Genomic DNA, 18,504 nt, shown 5'->3' with positions numbered 1-18,504 from the left:
AGAAGGCGGTGGTTCGTTGGCAGGAGGGGATAGCCGCGGCCGTAGCAGGCAGGAGAGGAGAATCAGGCGCTGCCGGCGGCAAGGGCAGCGGGGACGGCAATCGCGCCGGCCTTCCATGCCGTTAATTGTCTCAGGCGGCGGGCGCCTTACGCCTGGCGCCGCGTGTGCAGCATATAATTGACATCGACGTTGCCGCCAAGATAGAAACGATCCCGCAGCGGTTGGTAATGCAGACCGATAATGTGCTGCTCGCGCAGCGGGGTCTCATCTACCCACCCCAGCAGTTCGGCGGGCTTAATGAATTTTGTGATATCGTGGGTCCCCCGCGGCACCATACGCAGCACATATTCAGCGCCGACGATAGCCATCAGCCAGGCCTTCGGGTTACGGTTCAGCGTTGAGAAAAACACCTCGCCGCCGGGTTTCACCAAACGGGCGCAGGCCCGGACAATCGACGCCGGATCCGGCACATGTTCCAACATTTCCATACAGGTCACCACATCATAGGCGCCGGGATGCGATTCGGCGTGTTCTTCCACCGTCTGCTGGTGATACGCCAGCGTCACGCCGCTCTCAAGCGCATGCAGGCGGGCGACCGCCAGCGGCTCGGCGCCCATGTCTAACCCGGTGACCTGGGCCCCTTCCCGCGCCATGCTTTCCGCCAAAATGCCGCCGCCGCAGCCCACATCCAGCACGTCTTTGCCAAACAGCCCGCCGGCGCGTTCGAGAATATAATCCAGGCGCAGCGGATTAATGCGGTGCAGCGGTTTAAATTCTCCCTCAAGATCCCACCAGCGGGCGGCGACGGCGTCAAATTTGGCGATTTCACTCGGATCGACGTTTTCCGGACGAGGCGCCGCCGGCTGGATCGCTTCATTACTCACTTCAGGGGTCATGTAACAGCTCCTTATCAATTTATCGGCTAAGTATACGCGCAACCGGACCGTACGGCAGCCCGTTTGCCTGCAAAAGCGGGCATTTTCGCCGCGTCGTTGCGGTTGGGGTGGCTTGTCGCGACATGAGATGATTCCACTGCGCCTTTCAACGGTGACGGTGCCCTTTCACAGAAAAAAGATGGTATACTTTGACACCTTTAAATCCGGGTAGAAGCTTCATTAGTAGAGGGATAGCGGCTCCATGAGCGACCTTGCCAGAGAAATTACACCGGTCAATATCGAAGAAGAGCTGAAACGTTCTTATCTGGATTACGCCATGTCCGTCATCGTCGGACGTGCGTTGCCGGATGTGCGCGACGGGCTCAAGCCAGTGCACCGTCGCGTGCTGTTCGCGATGAGCGTGCTCGGTAATGACTGGAATAAACCTTATAAAAAATCGGCGCGCGTCGTCGGCGACGTCATCGGTAAATATCACCCCCACGGGGATACCGCCGTCTACGACACCATCGTGCGTATGGCACAGCCGTTCTCGCTGCGTTACATGCTGGTGGATGGCCAGGGCAACTTCGGTTCCGTTGACGGCGACTCCGCCGCGGCGATGCGTTATACCGAAGTGCGCATGGCGAAAATCGCTCACGAATTACTGGCGGATCTGGAAAAAGAGACCGTCGATTACGTGCCCAACTATGACGGCACCGAGAAAATTCCCGATGTCATGCCCACCAGTATCCCCAACCTGCTGGTCAACGGCTCTTCCGGCATCGCGGTGGGAATGGCCACCAACATACCGCCGCACAACCTTGCGGAAGTTATCGATGGCTGTCTGGCCTATATCGACGATGAGAACATCAGCGTTGAAGGCTTGATGGAATACATCCCCGGTCCCGATTTCCCGACCGCCGCCATCATCAATGGCCGGCGCGGCATTGAAGAGGCCTACCGCACCGGGCGCGGTAAAATTTACATCCGCGCGCGCGCTGAGGTGGAAACGGACGGCAAGTCCGGCCGGGAAACCATCATCGTGCATGAAATTCCCTATCAGGTAAACAAAGCGCGCCTGATTGAGAAAATCGCCGAGCTGGTAAAGGAAAAGCGCGTCGAAGGCATCAGCGGTCTGCGCGATGAATCCGACAAGGATGGCATGCGCATCGTGATTGAAATCAAACGCGACGCGGTGGGGGAGGTTGTGCTCAACAACCTTTACTCCCTGACCCAGCTGCAGGTGTCGTTTGGTATCAACATGGTGGCGCTGCATCAGGGGCAGCCGAAGATCCTGCCGCTGAAGGACATTTTATCCGCCTTCGTGCGCCACCGCCGTGAAGTGGTGACCCGCCGCACGATTTTTGAATTACGCAAAGCCCGCGATCGCGCCCATATTCTGGAAGCGTTGGCGGTGGCGCTGGCAAACATCGACCCGATCATTGAACTGATTCGCCAGGCGCCGACGCCGGCGGAAGCGAAAGCTGGCCTGGTCGCGCGTTCATGGGCGCTGGGTACCGTCTCCGCCATGCTGGAGCGCGCCGGCGACGACGCCGCGCGGCCGGAGTGGCTGGAGCCGGAATACGGCATTCGCGACGGGGAATATTACCTGACCGAGCAACAGGCCCAGGCGATTCTGGATTTGCGTCTGCAAAAACTGACCGGCCTCGAGCATGAAAAACTGCTGGATGAATATAAGGAGCTGCTGACCCAGATAGCTGAACTTATCCGTATCCTGCAGAATCCTGACCGCTTGATGGAGGTGATCCGCGAAGAGCTGGTGGCCATCAAAGAGCAGTATAACGACCCCCGCCGCACCGAGATTACCGCCAATACGTCGGATATCAATATCGAAGACCTGATTAATCAGGAAGATGTGGTCGTTACACTGTCCCATCAGGGTTACGTGAAATATCAGCCGTTGACGGACTATGAGGCGCAGCGCCGCGGCGGCAAAGGCAAGTCGGCGGCCAGCATCAAGGAAGAGGACTTTATCGACCGGCTGCTGGTGGCGAATACCCACGACACTATCTTGCTGTTCTCCAGCCGGGGACGGATGTACTGGATGAAGGTTTATCAACTGCCGGAAGCCAGCCGCGGCGCCCGTGGGCGGCCGATAGTCAATTTGCTGCCGTTGGAGTCCAACGAACGTATCACCGCTATCTTGCCGGTGCGTGAGTATGAAGAAGGGCGCCACGTCTTCATGGCGACCGCCAGCGGCACCGTGAAGAAGACCTCCCTGATTGAGTTCAGCCGTCCGCGCAGCGCCGGTATTATTGCCGTCAATCTTAACGATGGCGATGAGCTGATTGGTGTCGATCTGACCGACGGCAGCAACGAGGTCATGCTGTTCTCCGCTTATGGTAAAGTGGTGCGTTTCCCGGAAAGCCAGGTGCGCAGCATGGGGCGGACCGCCACCGGCGTGCGCGGTATCAATCTGGCCGAAGGTGACCGTGTGGTGTCTCTCATCGTGCCGCGTGGCGAGGGGCCGATACTGACGGTGGCGCAGCACGGTTACGGCAAGCGCACCGCCCAGGCGGAGTATCCGACCAAGTCCCGCGCCACCCAGGGCGTTATCTCCATCAAGGTAAGCGAGCGCAATGGTGAAGTGGTCGGCGCGGTGCAGGTGGATGACTGCGATCAGATAATGATGATAACCGACGCCGGTACGCTGGTGCGTACGCGGGTCTCCGAGGTCAGCATCGTGGGCCGCAACACCCAGGGCGTGACGCTCATTCGCACCGCGCAGGACGAACACGTGGTGGGGCTGCAGCGCGTCGCCGAACCGGTCGATGACGACGATCTGGATTCGGTGGCGAACCCTGACGCGTTAGCGGATGATGCCCTCGCGGAGGCTGATGACGACATCGATGGTGACGATGATGTCGACGGCGAACGCGAATAATCGCCACCGCCGGCGTGTAACGGTAACCCAAAAGAGCCAGCGCGGTTGCGCTGGCCTTTTTAATTTCGGCTGATTTTCTTTTATCGAACGGTACGGGCTTGAAATATTTCACTTCGTTTCGCACCACGGTCAAAATTTCCCGCTACCTGTTCAGGACGCTGGCACTCATGCTGTGGGCGCTCGGCGCATTATTATCCTTTCTTTATTTTTTCAGTCTGCTGCACCAGCGTGAAGCCGTGCTGCGCCAGGAGTACGATAATAGCTATGAACAGGCGCAAAATTATATCCGTCACTCGGCGGACATCACGCGTCAGCTGAAATACATGGCGGAAAACCGGTTAACCGGCAGCTTGAGCGGGCTGGACATGCTGGATGGCAACACCGGCGCCAAACTGACCCAACCGCGCTACAGCGCGCTGATCCCCAACGGCGATTGCGCCAGTGAAAGTCCGCGCTTTCACACCGCGGTCAACGCGCTGACCTATTTTCTCAGCTATTGGAAAGATAATTTTTCCGACGCTTACGATCTTAATCTGGTGTTTTATATTGGCGGTGAGAGCCTGTGCCTGGCGGATTTCAGCATGCGCAGCGTGGAAAACGGCGACGATGCCGCGCCTAAAAGCCTGGTGCGCCAGGTTATCAAATTCCGTAACGCGCGCCTCACCGAACTGCAAGGCACTCAATATTGGGTTACCCCCGGCAACCGGCACGACAACGGCAACTATTATGTCCTCATCCCCCTGTACAGCGGTAATAAGCTGGAAGCCCTTATCGGCATCGAGCAAACGATGCGGCTGGAGGATTTCGCCAGCGCCAGTAATATGCCTCTCGGCCTGACGCTGCTCGACCAGAACAATTTGCCGTTGCTGACGCTGACCAGCGGCGAGCGCAGCGCGGCGGCACTCAGCACGTTTCCCATGCAGTCGGCCTATTTTGGCTATAACCACGGCTTTGCTAATCTGGTCATGAAAAAAGCGCTGTCGCAGACCGCGCTGAGTATGGCGTTTTCGCTGCCGCGCAGCGCGGTGATAGACAATCTCAACATGCTGCTATTCAAACTGGGGCTGCTGAATCTGTTTTCTGCGGCGGCGCTGATGTGCCTGACCTGGCTGTTTGAGCGCAGGATGCTAGCGCCGGCGGAAAAGAACGTGTTCCAATTGGAAGAGAACGAGCAGTTTAATCGCAAAATCGTGGCTTCGGCGCCGGTGGGGATTTCCATTCTGCGCATCAGCGACGGCGCCAACCTGATTAGTAATGAGTTGGCACATAATTATTTAAGCATGCTCACCTATGAAGATCGCCAGCGCATCACCCATATCATCTGCGGGCAGCATGTCAATTTTGTCGATGTGATCACCAGTAATAACACCAATCTGCAAATCAGTTTCGTCCATTCCCGTTATCGCAATCAGAACGTCGCCATCTGCGTGCTGGTGGATGTCAGCGCCCGGGTGCGCATGGAGGAATCGCTACAGGATATGGCGGCCGCCGCAGAGCAGGCAAGCCAGGCCAAGTCGATGTTTCTGGCGACCGTCAGCCACGAATTGCGTACGCCGCTGTACGGCATCATCGGCAATCTGGACCTATTGAAAACCAAGGTGTTGCCGGATGACGTCGACAGACTGGTCATGGCAATGAGCAACTCTTCGGCGTTGCTATTGAATATCATCAGCGACATTCTCGATTTCTCGAAAATCGAATCGTAATAGCTGAAAATTGAACCGAAGGAATACTCCCCGCGCGAAACGGTGAGCTATATCATCGGCAATTACCTGTCGCTGGTGGTGAAAAAACGCCTGGGGCTGTATTGCTTCATCGACCCGGATGTACCGGACAGCCTGCGCGGCGACCCGGCGCGTTTGCAGCAGGTGCTGTCCAATTTGCTTAATAACGCCATAAAATTTACCCGCAGCGGCAGTATCGTCGTGACGGTGTATTGCCGGGATGGTTACCTGCTGTTTAGCGTACGGGATACCGGCGTAGGCATGCAAACGCGGGAAGTGATGCAGCTGTTTGACCCGTTTGTACAGCTGGGCGACGGCGGTCAGCGCCCGACTCAGGGCACCGGGCTGGGGCTGGCGATTTGTGAGAAATTGGTCAATTTGATGGACGGCGATATCGCCGTGGAATCCGAACGCGGGATCGGCAGCCGTTTCACCATCCGTTTGCCGCTTTATCAGGCGTTCACCCGGCCGGTGGAAAAACAGGATGCCGCCGGCCACACCTGCTGGCTGGCGGTGCGCAATAGCGCCATGGGACGCTATCTGCAGCTGTTGCTGCGCCACCATGGTCTGACGGTGCTGGACTACCACGACGAGGCCCTCAGCTTCGACGATATGTTTATTTGCGATGATCCCCAGCAGCCGTAAGGCAGAGCGCGCGCCACGATATGCTTCTCAAATGATCATATCGGTCCGGCAGAAGAAATCCGCCCCGGCTATTGGCACTTAAGCCCGGCATTTGCGGCCGACCTGCCGCTGCTGCTCAACTATCTCTATCGCGGCGACCAGGCGATATGGACGGCATTGCCGGCGCCGCCGGTGATGTTGCCCGCAAGCGTCGCCAACGAAGATATTCTGATACTGGTAGTGGACGACCATCCCATTAATCGTCGGTTGTTGGCGGATCAGTTAGGCTCATTGGGATACCAGGTCATCACCGCTAACGACGGGCTGGATGCGTTAAATGTGATAAGCCGGCAGGCGGTGGACATTATTCTCAGCGACGTCAATATGCCCAATATGGATGGTTATCAGTTTGCCCGCGCGCTGAGAACGCAGGGCAGGGTGACGCCCGTGGTCGGCGTCACCGCCAATGCCCTGGCGGAGGAGAAGCAGCGCTGTCTGGATGCGGGCATGGACAATTGCCTGTCAAAACCGGTGACGCTGGAGGTCCTGCAGCCGGTGCTTTCGGCCTACAGTCAACAGGTGCGTCAAGCGCGCAAAGGCGCTGACGCAGGTCATGATCAGTAGCGTCCTGGGCGGCGATTGCGCTGGCGCGCTTCGGCGGTCAGTCGCGGGCGGCGATTGTACTGGCGCGCATTGTCGGTCAGTCGCGGGCGGCGGTTGCGCTGGCGTGCTTCGGCGGTCAGTCTGGGGCGGCGGTTGTAATGGCACGCATGGCCGGATCATGCCAGCGTGGCGCCGCTGTGCTGGCGACGACCGGTGGAAAGCCATGAGGGCCTGTTTTGGAGGATAACGCGTGCGGACGCTCTGCACAGAGAGGATGCAGCTTCAAGCGGCGCGGCGGCACATCGTGCCGCGCGACCGAAAGAAAGGCGGATTAGTCTTTGTCGACCGGCGCCATGCTGACCGACGACAAATAATTCAACAGCCCGATATCGTTCTCCACGCCCAGTTTGAGCATGGCCGATTTTTTTGGCTGCTGATGGTCTTGATGCTCCGATTTAGTTTTTTGGCGATTTCGGTCACCAGAAAACCCTCGGCAAACAAGCGTAGCACTTCGCTTTCCTTGGGCGACAGGCGTTTATCGCCGTAACCGCCGGCGCTGATGCGCTCCAGAAGCTTCGCCACGCTTTCGGGGGTGTATTTTTTGCCTTTCTGCAGCGAGGCCAGCGCTTTGGGCAGGTCAGTGGGCGCACCCTGTTTGAGCACTATGCCATCGATATCCAACTCCAGCACCGCGCTTAAAATCGCCGGGTTGTTGTTCATGGTCAGGACAATGATCGCCAGGTGAGGATAATGGCGCTTGATATATTTAATCAGCGTGATGCCATCACCGTACTTTTCACCGGGCATGGAGAGATCCGTCACCAAGACATTCGCATCCAGTTTGCCAAGACTATTAATAATGGCGGTGGAATCCTCGAATTCGCCAACCACGTTGACCCATTCGATTTGTTCAAGTGATTTCCGAATGCCGAACAAGACGATCGGATGGTCATCGGCAATGATGACATTAAGGTTATTCATAGTTAAGGCTACATTGCATGCTGCAGCATTTTAGTGACAAAAACATCAATTTGGTGGATCTCCGATCCCATCTTTGATACATCTTGTTGTTTAATATACAACTCAAGGGATTCGCAGGCACGTTTACCCGGCTCCAGTCCGAGCATCGCAAACACCCCTTTCAGACGATGCGCGGTCTGCGCCAGCGCGTCCAGGTCGCCGCTTTCTGCTTCAGTATACAACCTCTTTACGTCATCGGGTACTGTCTCAACGAACAGGGTATAATAGTCACTGTCCTGTAACCGGTTTTGGTAACCACCGGCGCTTATTGGCTCGCCGGTCGCCTGATCCCGCTCGTCTTCCGGCTCAGCCAGCCGCTGCTCGATCAGCTGCAAAATCGCCTCAAGCATTGGCGCGCTGAAATTGTAATTCACCTGCATACGCCGGGTGGTCAGCGCCATGATACACTGGGTGTCTCCGTCCAGCAGTAGGGCATAATCCTCCATGCGCGCCGGGTCGTCAGTCATCAGCAAATCATGCTCCTGGCCGAGGTGGTGCTCATCGACGTAGACACACTCGGCACCCCATTGTTCCAGCATGACGCTGACAAGGGTGCGTATTTCTTCGTTGCGAATATCCAGCAAGACTAATGTATCTTGCAACAGTTTCTCGGCTTCCTCGCCGTCTTCGCCGTCAAGCGGGGCCAGCGGTAGGCTAAGGCTATACCGCGTGCCGATATCCACCCGGCTTTGTATCGCCAGTCGCCCGCCCATATGGCGGCAGAGCTTGTCGCACAAAAACCAGGTCAGTCCCGAACCGCGCTGGTAGCGGTCCTGCTGCGCCGCGCTGACAAACGGCTGGCTGAGGTTGGCCATCTCCTGCTCTCCGATGCCGGTATCGCTGAGCGAAAAGATTACCGCGCCGCCGGCGTCATCATTGCTCACCCGCAAGGTAATTTTACCGAAATGCGTGGTGGTGATGGCGTAATCAAGGATCAGCGCAATCACTTTGCTGACCGCCTGTGCGTCGCCGGTATAGCAGCGCTCGAATGGCAGCAGGTAATGATGAAACAGCCCCAGTCCCTTTTGACTCAAAAGCGATAACCGGTCCCGCAGCACCTCATCGCACAACTGATGCAGGTTGAAAGGCGCGCTGGCCGGTTGCCACTCTTGCAGTTCCAGGCGGGTAAGCAGCTGCAAGTTGTCCGTCAGCCCCATCAGCCGCGAAGATTCCTGGCGCAACTGCGCTAATAACGTCGCCTGCTGGTCCTCGCTCTCGGCGGTGATGCGATCCACCAATTGCCCGATTGCCGCCAGCGGCGCGTTCAACTCCTGTTTGATATTGTTGAGTATTGCGCTTCGTGATTCTTATCCAATTCCCGCTGGGCCTGCTGCAGTTTTTTATTGACCAACACCTCTTTGTCCTGGTCCAGCAATTGGAATAGCCAGGTCTGCGGCGAGAGCTGACTTTTGAACATCCGGATTTCATACACTTCATTGTTTACCGTCGCCTGGATGACGCCTTGATGTCCCTCGGCCAAATTGGCGATTTTTTGCAAGCTCAGATGCGGCAGCAGGTGATCGGCGATTTTATTACTCGACACCATGGTATTGTCGCTGAAATTATAAATCAGCAGGCCCAGCGGCAGATTGGCGATCACTTCCTGACCCAGCGTTTGGTGGGATTTAAGCTGTTGCACCATATCAATATTGGGGCGCGGCGAGTTTTTGCGTACCAGATATATGCCGAGCAGGGAGAAGGCAATCAGTAATAGATCGATGAGCACCAGCCACAGATTATTATGCAGCAGGTCCAGCGCCAGGCTGATAAGCGATACCCGGTAGGTCATCGACAGCGGTGCATTGGATAACGGCGCGGTAATTTCAAGCATGGCGCCGTTCATCCGGCTGTAGACGCGCGGCGTCTGGGCGCCGTCCAGATCGTCATCGTCCACGCTGCCGTCTGCGGTGTTAAGCTCGGCGGCGCTGTTGAGAACGAAATTGGCGCGCGCCATATTAAGCGGAATAATATCGTTTATCGGTAAATCAAAGGCAATAATGGTCGCCAAGTGGCCTGGCTGATTGAAAATCATGCGCTGAGTAAAATAATAGTCGTTAAGAAACCGATATTTGCGTAGGGGAGAGAAACTCTCTCGTTCATCCAGGATATTGGCCTGTTGCAGCATTTCGTTGCGGCGTGAATCCACCAGTAGACTGATATAGCTGTCGCGAAAGCGGGGATTCGTCTCGCGCAGCGGCTGCGTAGAGATGAGCGTCAGGCTGTTATCGCTGCCGTTAAGGTAATACAACGTGAAGTTGTTATTCTCCGCCCCCCACAGCACATCAAGATAGCGCGACATCGCCAGCGCGCGGGAATAGGTCGCGCTTTCATGACTGCCGAAAATCATCGCGTCGGTTTTTTATGTGGCTTGTCGATAAAATAGACGTCCGGCCGCAGCCGCACTTCCTGGGCGCCGTTTGGCTGCAGCGACAGGGCGTCGTTTTTGCCGGAAGCGTCATAAAGCTGATAGGCGGCGACGCGATATTTGTCGATGCGTTTTTGCATAGAGCCGGCAATGGTGCTCAAACTATGTTGCTTTTCCACGACGTAGGTACTGAAAACCCAGCACCCACAGCGACAGTAGCAGCAACAAGATAAACACCAGAAAACCGCGCAGCAGCGCGGTAGAGGTTAACGCGATTTTTTGATTTGCATAACGGGCCCGGCTGTTATTGTCCTTTAATGGGTCACGAGGCGCGCGCAGGCGCTGACCACCAGTAATAATACTGCTACACAGCAAAAAGCGACATACAGGCTGGTCAAATGGGCGATGAAGCCTATCAGTGCCGGGCCGGTAAGGATACCGGAATAGCCCACGCCGGAAATAGCCGCCAGCGCCAGATGTGGCGGCATATCCCGCTGGTCGCTCACGACGCTTAACAGCAACGGCACCAGATTGGCGGCGCCGAAGCCCAGCAATAAAAAGCTGAACAACGTCACCGCCGGCACGTCGATGGCCAGCAACAAACCCGCCCCAGCGCACAGGCTGCCGCCGAGCAGCATGCGAAAGCGGCCAATATAATTGATGAGCCTATCGCCACACAGCCGGCCGAGGGTCATGCTGATGCAGAACAAAGCGTAACCCAAGCCGCCGGACGCACTGCTCATACCCCATTCATGGGTAAGAAACAGTGCGCTCCAATCCAGCATCGCGCCTTCGGTTAAAAACAGAATGAAACACAGCAAACCGACGGCCAATACCCGCCCGTGGGGACGGACGAACAGCGGCGCGCTCGGATCCTCGCCCGTTAGGGTCAGAAGCTGACCGGCGGCCAGCGCCAGTAGCGCGAATAGCACCGCCACGATCACCAGCACGCTCGCAAGGGGCGACAGCGCACAGGCCAGCAGCGCGCTGACCAGACCAGCGCCGGCAATGCCACCCAGGCTGAAAAATCCGTGAAAGCCGGACATCATGGCGCGGCCGCTGGCTTTTTCCACCGCCATCGCCTGAATATTCATCGTGATATCCAGTGTCCCCAGCCCCGCGCCGAACAGCAGCAGCGTCATGGCCAACAGCGGCATACTCTCAAGCCATGCCAGCAGCGGCAATGTCGACCCCAGCACGCAGGCCGCGGCGATGATGGGCCGTTTGCAGCCTAGCCGGTGTGACCAGGGCGCCGCCAGCGGTATCGCCAGCAGCGAACCGATGCCCAGACACAGCATCAGCAGACCGAGGGATGCATCGTTAATCGCCAGCCGCGCCTTGGCGAAGGGGACCAGCGGCGCCCAGGCGGACATCGCAAAGCCGGCGATAAAAAACACCACGCTGGTGGCGACACGCACCGGATGAGCGGCACGCAAAATGGAAGGCTGGGCAATGGTCATTATAATGGGCCGCGAGCATAAGTCCTGGTGTAAAACGCGGCCGGAAAGGGCCGTTATCATTCCAGTGCTAGCGTACGCGCCTGGGTGACTCGATTTTTCTGTTCAACCTGACGAGCAATCGACGGCGCTGCCATATGCGCCGGGTGCCTTTTTTCACCAGATATAAGGTCGCCGACCTGGCGCCATCCCGCGGCGAACAGCGGAACACAAACTGACGCTGGCAGTTGGGCGTCGGCTTACGTTTGTCCACCGCTGCCGCGACGTTCCAGCCACAGGGCAATCATCGACAAAATAAACGCCTGTTCCGCTTCGCTAAGCGCCACGCCACGCGGTATGCCGTACCACTTCTCCAAACAGCCGCGGCAACAGGTGGCGGTTGCATGCTGGGCGACAAACACCGGATGGCCCCGCCACGGCGTTTGTTTCCCCTTCTCTTTGGCCGGGAACGCCGGTGCCAACCGGCGGGTGATGAAATCCCGCGCGTGGTTCAAGATGACCGACATGCCTTTGGCGTGCAGATACTCGCTATCGCGCGGGTCAAGAGAGAAACGGCGCCGAAAGGCCGATTGTTGCAGGCGTTGCCATATTAGCTCTTTATCCCTTGCATTTTGCGTCATTGGGTTACCTCGCCCCGGTCGGCCGCCTGCTCCGTGTGCACAGGGCGCATAGTGTAACACGCCATGCGCCGGTAAACGATGGACAGCAAAGAGACAAGGCGCGTTGTCTTCGCCCGTCGTCACGGCGCAGGATAATGCCTGGCGACAGGGTAACCAAGAAGAAGGAAATGTAACAAAGTGCCGAAAACAGAGGTGTCGGGATGAAAGATAAGGAATGCTGCGTATATATATTATGTTATTCACTATTGAATTTAAATATGGTTTTACCTCATTTAATTTTCCGTAGTAAAAGTGGTTGTTAATCGCAGTATTATTATCGATCTCTCTCACACTCTGGTTAAAAAAAATTGATGAATGGTGTCATTGAAAGGCCTTTTTTATATTCGTTGTCGAGGTTTTTATTCAATATTTGACGAGGTACATGTGAGGAATTGTTTTATAATGCAATGTTTTTAAAGTCTTTTTGTTTATGTTTGGTGCCATCAATTAGTTGGATAATATGATGCATTTAGTGTTTTTTGTTTATATCATTATGATGTCTGTCGGTTATTTGTTGCCATGCAATGGCTTGAAAGGTCAAAATTCATCGAGTATGATTCCGCCGTAAGCTCAATATCCGATCTATCAGTGACATCAAGATCTGTTGAATGCTCGATTTTATTTGGGCCTCTGCGGATATCAAATTATTAGTGGCAAAATATAATAAATATAGAGGGTATCAACATGAAACTACAGTATCTGTATGTACTCGTTTCGGCTATGGTGATGGCCGGCAGCGCCGGGGCAGCCGAAGTTTATAATAAAGACGGCAATAAGCTGGATTTATTCGGTAAACTTAACGGCATGCGCTATATGTCCAGTGATGATGCTAAAAACGGCGATCGCTCCTTCATCCGTTATGGCTTCAAGGGAGAAGCCCAGCTTAACGAAGAATTCACCGGTTTCGGTACCTGGGAGCAAGAAGTCAGGCTGAACCAAGCCGAAGGTGAAGGCGCGAGAAGCAACTTTACCCGCCTAGGTTTCGCCGGAATCAAGTTCGCCGATGCGGGCAGTATTGACTATGGCCGTAACTACGGCGTGCTGTATGACGTCGGCGCCTGGACCGGCATGATGCCTGAATTCGGCGGCGATACCACCGTAACCGACAATTTTATGACCGGAAGCGCTAACGGTGTGTTCACCTATCGCAATACCAATTTCTTCGGGATGGTTGGCGGCCTGAACTTTGCGCTGCAGTACCAGGGCAAAAACGACGCTAAGGGCGAGGGGAAGGGCGGCCGTGGTTTAAATGAGGCGAATGGCGATGGCTACGGTCTGTCCGCCACCTATGATTTTGGGAACGGCGTTTCCGCCGGTGCAGCTTATACCAGCAGCAATCGCACCTTGGCGCAGCGTATGTCGACCTTTGCCCGTCATGACAATAAAAGGGCTGAAGCTTACTCTTTCGGTCTGAAATATGACGCCAATAACCTCTACCTGGCGGCGCTGTACAGCGAAACCCGCAACATGACACCTTATGGCGATTTCTCGGGCAAACTCGCCGAGGGGCAGAAATACGGCTTCGCGGACAAGGCCCACAACCTTGAATTGGTGGCGCAATATGCGCTTGATTTCGGCTTGCGCCCCTCGATCGGCTATCTGCAATCGCGTATTGACGGCGACGATCAGGGCAAAAGCCAAAACATCAAGAAATACATCGAGGTGGGTGCCAGCTATAATTTCAACAAGAACATGCTGACCTTCATCGACTATCGTATCAATCTGCTGTCTAAAAACGACTTTACCCGTGACACGCAGATCTCTACCGACAATATCTTAGCGTTGGGCATGACGTACATGTTCTGATGTGTTAGTTAACGTAGAGTATCAGATTGGTAAGAAACGGGGCGTACGGTGTGACCGTCCGCCCCGTTGTTTTGTAAGACACGCCGCAACCCTCGCCCGAGACGGGCGGAGATGCCAGCGGTAGAGCGATCCCTACGTGCTGGATTGCCGCGCGAGGCTGGGGGAGGTGATGGGGGGGAGTTAACGATGTTAGCGGTGGCGCTGATTGACAAGCGCTTTTTTGCGCATTTGTTTAACTGCTTTAATCAGCGAAAATACGGCAAAGCCGAGCAAGACGGCTATGAGAATAAAATTCGTCATCTCTTTGCTCTCCTTCTATCCTGGAAGGCGCCTATTATCGGTAAGGAGAGAGAACAGGGTAATAGGATGATTCCGCAAGCGCTACCGCCTCTTCCTTACGCCGGCTTGCTTGGCGCCCCATGTTGCCACCTCGCCAATCGGCCAGGCGTCGCAGGCCCCGCCGTTGCCGCCTGCAAGCGGTGTTGTGTTCCCGCCGGTGCCAATCGTTTCGGCGTGGCGCTGAAGTCTCAGGCCGTTGCCACCCGCAGGCGGTGTTGTGTTCCCGGCGGTGCCGGCCAGCGCCGCACTGCGTGCCGGCGCAGTCGGCCACCTGCACGCCGCAGGATTTTCTGCGGCGTCGGTTTGTGATTGTCTTTTGGTTAAACAATACTTTATTCTGCTTAAGTTCCCCTCTTTGCCGACAGGATGCCCTATGTACTTATTGAGAACGTCACCGGCCTCGCCTTTTGGTTGGAAAGTCGCTTTGGCGGCGGCGGCAACCGGCCTTGCCGATCAACTGACCATCGAGCCGGCGGACGTCAATAATCCCCTCGACAGCCTGTTACAGCAGAATCCGCTAGGCAAGATCCCGACGCTTATCACGCCGGAGGGGCAGAGCCTGTTTGATTCGCGGGTGATTATTGAATTTCTGGATGCCAAAGCCGGTGGCGGCGTGCTGATCCCCAAGGGCGATGACCGCTGGGGGTGCTACGCCAGCAGGCGTTGGCGGATGGTTTGATGGATGCGGCGCTGTTGGTGGTGTATGAAGATCGTTACCGCCCGGCGGACGAACGTTCCCCGGGATGGGTGGCGCGCCAGCAGGATAAAATGGCGCGCGCGCTCAACTACGCCGAAAGCCATTATACGCTTCCCCCGGTGGCCGAATCTTTGCATGTAGGGGAAATTGTGCTGGCCGCCGCGCTGGGTTAACTGGATCTGCGCTTTGACGGCGCCTGGCGCCAACATTACCCAAAGCTGGTCAACTGGCTCACGCTTTTTCGTCAGGCGCTACCGGCTTATGACGCCACCGGTAGCCAGCCGTAGGCGCCCGCATCAGCCCATGCCAGCGGGCGTCGCCCGTCGGTAGGTGAAGCCGCGTGCCCGGTTGCCGGGCGCGTTATGTTCCCGTTGCAAACAAGGATAACAGGCTATGTCGAACTGTTGGCTGTCGAAAGTGGCGGCCCTTGCCGTCGCAGCAGCAGTAGGGTTGGGATCGTTTTGCGCGCCGGCATTTGCCGCCCCGGCGCCCGTAAAGGTCACTTTTGTCTAGGAATGGCCGGTGGCGGATGGCTTCTGGATCCCCTGGACCTTGGGTATCAGCAAGGGGTTCTATCGGGAGGAGGGTATTGATCTCAACTTGGTGGCGCCGCCGACCGTAGCCGATACCATGAAATTCCTCGGTACCGGCCGGGCGGATGTCGCCTTCACCACCGTCATGGACATTATATTTGCCAAAGAACAGGGCGCGCCGGTGATTTCGATCGGTCGCTACGGCACCGGCAATAATTGGGGCATTTTCACCCCGGCGGGTCAGCCGGTCACGCTTGCACAACTTAAAGGCAAGCGCATTGGTATTTATAACGACACCTGGACGAAAGCGCAGCTGTCGTTGATGTTAAAGAGCGCCGGTATGACGTTGGACGATATCCAAATGGTCGCCGCCGCCGACAATACCGTTCCTTTGCTGCTGCAAAAACGCGTGGATGCTACCACCGGGGTTGCCAATGCCGAAGGGACGGAAATTGCGGTGGCCGGCAAGCAGACGCCGGAATTTATGCCTACCACCCGTCACGGCGTGCCCGATACGCCGATTTTCATGTTCGCCGGTAATCAACGCTGGCTGGAAAAGAATCCGCAGTTGGCCAAGGCGTTCATGCGCGCAACGGCGCGAAGTCTGCGCTATGCCATCGAGCATCCTGAGGAAGCCACCGCCGCTTTTGCCGCCAAATACAGCAAATCCTATGACGAGAATTTCGTTAAGCAGCAATGGCATGACACCATGCAGGTGCTGGGCGCGCCCGGCGACGAGCAACTAAAGCAAAACGATGTGGCCTGGCGTGATGTGCTGGACGCGGTGACCTCGCTTGGCATTGTGAAGACCACACTGCCGGTCGATGCGTATTACACCAACGCTTATTTACCGCAGGGGCAGTGATATCCCTGGCCGGCGCCGATCTCTCGCCCGGCGCCGGCAACGCGCGCCGTCAGCGCTGCCGCCATTCCTGTGGTCGTCGGTGCAGCCATTATCTCTCGCGCCGGAGGGGGTAAGTTATCGTCACCGGATTGCAGCGCCTCCGTTCACCGATGGCGTGGCGTTGCGCGCCGCAACGCCGCTAACCGCCTGACGTCGTCTGCTTCGAGAGCCTGGCCAGGCGAATCCCTTTCCTCCCCCTGTGGTTACGCTGAGCGCAGATCCGCCGGTTATGCAGTCATTGCATGGCTAAAGCCATTTTTTGCTTATCATTAAAATGTATAACTTACCGCTTTTTTATTTGTTGATTATATGTAACGCTTGTAAAACTGTATACCTATCAGGAAAAAGGAGTGAACAGGCGTGAACTTTCAGCAACTGCGTATTATCCGCGAGTCAGCCCGCTGCAACTATAATCTGACCGATGTTGCGAGCATGCTTTTCACTTCGCAATCGGGCGTCAGCCGTCATATCCGCGAACTCGAGGATGAACTGGGAGTGGAAATCTTCATCCGCCGCGGCAAACGTCTGATTGGCATGACGGAGCCGGGCAAGACGCTGCTGTCGGTTGCCGAGCGTATTCTTAATGAAGCCAATAATATCCGCCGGATTGCCGATGTGTTTGCCAACAAGGATTCCGGCGAACTCTCTATCGTCACCACGCATACTCAGGCGCGTTACAGCTTGCCGGGCGTTATCAAGCAATTTCGCGAATTGTATCCGCGGGTGCGCTTAGTGCTCAATCAGGGTAGCCCCGAGGAAATCGTCGCCATGCTGCAATCCGGCGATGCCGACGTCGGTATCGCCAGCGAGAAATTGATGACCGAAGAGCAACTGGCGGCCTTTCCTTATTAATACTGGCACCACGCGGTAGTGGTCCCACAAGAGCATGAGTTGACCCGAGCTCCTGAGCTTACGCTTGAAACCTTGAGCCGCTATCCGCTTATTACCTACCGCCACGGCATCACCGGCCGTTCGCGGCTGGATGTAGCTTTCCAGGCGGCAGGGCTTCACCCGGAGGTAGTGATAAGCGCCCAGGATTCAGATGTTATCAAAACTTACGTCGAGCTGGGGCTCGGGGTTGGGCTGCTGGAGGACATGTCCTATAACCGTGAAAGAGACGCCGGCCTGGTGAGTCTGAGCGCGGAGCATTTGTTTGAGGCCAATACCGTGTGGCTCGGGGTAAAACGCGGCCAACTGCAGCGTAAGTATGCCTGGCGTTTTATTCAGCTGTGCAACCCGCAACTGTCGCTAACGGAAATTGAAGAAGCGGTATTCGCCGCCGCCGCCCTCGACTATCAAATTTAACCGCGCGAGCAAGGCCGGGGAGCGGCCGGCCGGGCGGTCACGCGTTTCACGGCCGCCGCCGGTTATCAACGGTAATGTGATAATTATCACTGTAAACAAACTCGGACTAATCCTATAATCACTCATTCTTTACAGAGCTAACGCCATGAGCCTCTCATGAGTGCCGGAGATAAGCGCCGGAAAGGATAAACGCCGTACGCCCCGTGAAATGGGGCTTTTTTTTCAGCAGAAAAGCGCATCGGCAACTTACCTCCTCGCAAGAGGGAGTACAGCAAAGGTCGTCGGTGCGCTTCTCTGTCACGTCCTGGCAAATCGCACGCGTTCAAGCATACATCAGCGAAACAAACCCGATAATGGTCAGCGCCAGTCCAAGTAAAAAAGCAATATCGTTGGTATGCATAACATGACCTCCGTGCTATCACTTTTGTTTCATTATCAATATCATGGCCCCGACTGGCGCCGCAGGCTGTGACGCGCTTTCCATTTTGATTAAAAACAGCGCGATGGCGCAGAACCCGCATCCGGCATCGGTCCGTTCAACCGCCTGAGGGTAAACCCGCGCGCGTCGAGATCCGCCGTCGTTGGATGCCACCTCCTCATTCATCATTATGTTGCTTAACACGTGGTCCACGGCGTGCGTTGGACACCCTGCAACAGGGGCGTCCTGCGGCGATGACCACGGGCGATG

At 56.2% G+C, this 18,504-nt stretch carries 10 protein-coding genes and 4 pseudogenes; 7 read left to right on the top strand and 7 right to left on the bottom strand.

Annotation, left to right across the window (positions count from 1 at the left end; all coding sequences use genetic code 11):
* Positions 1-146: 146 nt before the first annotated feature.
* Positions 147-896: a bifunctional 2-polyprenyl-6-hydroxyphenol methylase/3-demethylubiquinol 3-O-methyltransferase UbiG gene (ubiG, locus tag JZM24_RS04165; protein ID WP_215668666.1), complete on the bottom strand. Its 750-nt coding sequence runs from the start codon at positions 894-896 to the stop codon at positions 147-149.
* A gap of 241 nt (positions 897-1,137) precedes the next feature.
* Here ubiG and gyrA point away from each other — a divergent pair, with 241 nt between their 5' ends.
* Complete coding sequence (gyrA, locus tag JZM24_RS04160; RefSeq protein WP_215668658.1) at positions 1,138-3,780, top strand: DNA topoisomerase (ATP-hydrolyzing) subunit A; 2,643 nt, start codon at positions 1,138-1,140, stop codon at positions 3,778-3,780.
* 98 nt (positions 3,781-3,878) lie between these two features.
* Positions 3,879-6,752: pseudogene (gene rcsC, locus JZM24_RS04155) on the top strand (two-component system sensor histidine kinase RcsC).
* 310 nt (positions 6,753-7,062) lie between these two features.
* Here rcsC and rcsB read toward each other — a convergent pair.
* From rcsB to JZM24_RS04135, 6 genes and pseudogenes are all read right to left on the bottom strand, one after another.
* A pseudogene (gene rcsB, locus JZM24_RS04150) lies at positions 7,063-7,712 on the bottom strand (response regulator transcription factor RcsB).
* A gap of 8 nt (positions 7,713-7,720) precedes the next feature.
* Entirely contained in the window at positions 7,721-9,019 is a 1,299-nt protein-coding gene (locus JZM24_RS19975; RefSeq protein WP_246579874.1) for an Hpt domain-containing protein, read from the bottom strand.
* A complete protein-coding gene (locus JZM24_RS20030; protein ID WP_512699068.1) occupies positions 9,016-9,297 on the bottom strand; it encodes a hypothetical protein in 282 nt (93 codons plus the stop codon). Before JZM24_RS20030 ends, JZM24_RS19975 begins: the two co-directional genes overlap by 4 nt.
* Before the next feature lie 288 nt (positions 9,298-9,585).
* A pseudogene (locus JZM24_RS20025) lies at positions 9,586-10,256 on the bottom strand (phosphotransferase RcsD); the annotation flags it as partial.
* A gap of 174 nt (positions 10,257-10,430) precedes the next feature.
* Positions 10,431-11,576, bottom strand: a complete 1,146-nt coding sequence (locus JZM24_RS04140) for an MFS transporter (RefSeq protein ID WP_215668657.1) — start codon at positions 11,574-11,576, stop codon at positions 10,431-10,433.
* A 236-nt stretch (positions 11,577-11,812) separates the two neighbouring features.
* The gene (locus JZM24_RS04135) at positions 11,813-12,193 is read right to left on the bottom strand and encodes a DUF4186 domain-containing protein (RefSeq protein ID WP_215668656.1); all 381 of its coding nucleotides are present in this window, start codon (positions 12,191-12,193) and stop codon (positions 11,813-11,815) included.
* A gap of 723 nt (positions 12,194-12,916) precedes the next feature.
* On the opposite strand from JZM24_RS04135, the gene JZM24_RS04130 reads away from it, so the two are divergent.
* From JZM24_RS04130 to cbl, 5 genes and pseudogenes are all read left to right on the top strand, one after another.
* Positions 12,917-14,038 (top strand): porin, encoded by a 1,122-nt coding sequence (locus tag JZM24_RS04130; RefSeq protein WP_215668655.1) that lies wholly within the window; start codon positions 12,917-12,919, stop codon positions 14,036-14,038.
* Between the two features lie 712 nt (positions 14,039-14,750).
* The gene (locus JZM24_RS04125; RefSeq protein ID WP_215668654.1) at positions 14,751-15,056 is read left to right on the top strand and encodes a glutathione S-transferase N-terminal domain-containing protein; all 306 of its coding nucleotides are present in this window, start codon (positions 14,751-14,753) and stop codon (positions 15,054-15,056) included.
* Positions 15,056-15,247, top strand: coding sequence for a glutathione S-transferase family protein (locus tag JZM24_RS04120; protein ID WP_215668653.1), 192 nt, complete (start codon positions 15,056-15,058; stop codon positions 15,245-15,247). Before JZM24_RS04125 ends, JZM24_RS04120 begins: the two co-directional genes overlap by 1 nt.
* Positions 15,248-15,596: 349 nt before the next feature.
* On the top strand, positions 15,597-16,472 hold the full coding sequence (locus JZM24_RS04115) for an ABC transporter substrate-binding protein (RefSeq protein WP_312884900.1): 876 nt from the start codon (positions 15,597-15,599) through the stop codon (positions 16,470-16,472).
* Positions 16,473-16,871: 399 nt separating this feature from the next.
* Positions 16,872-17,816 (top strand): annotated as a pseudogene (gene cbl, locus JZM24_RS04110) (HTH-type transcriptional regulator Cbl).
* Positions 17,817-18,504 lie beyond the last annotated feature (688 nt).

The organism is Candidatus Sodalis endolongispinus (assembly GCF_018777395.1).
GTDB classification, from domain to species: Bacteria; Pseudomonadota; Gammaproteobacteria; order Enterobacterales; family Enterobacteriaceae; genus Sodalis_B; species Sodalis_B endolongispinus.
This window is presented reverse-complemented; position numbering and strand designations above follow the sequence as displayed.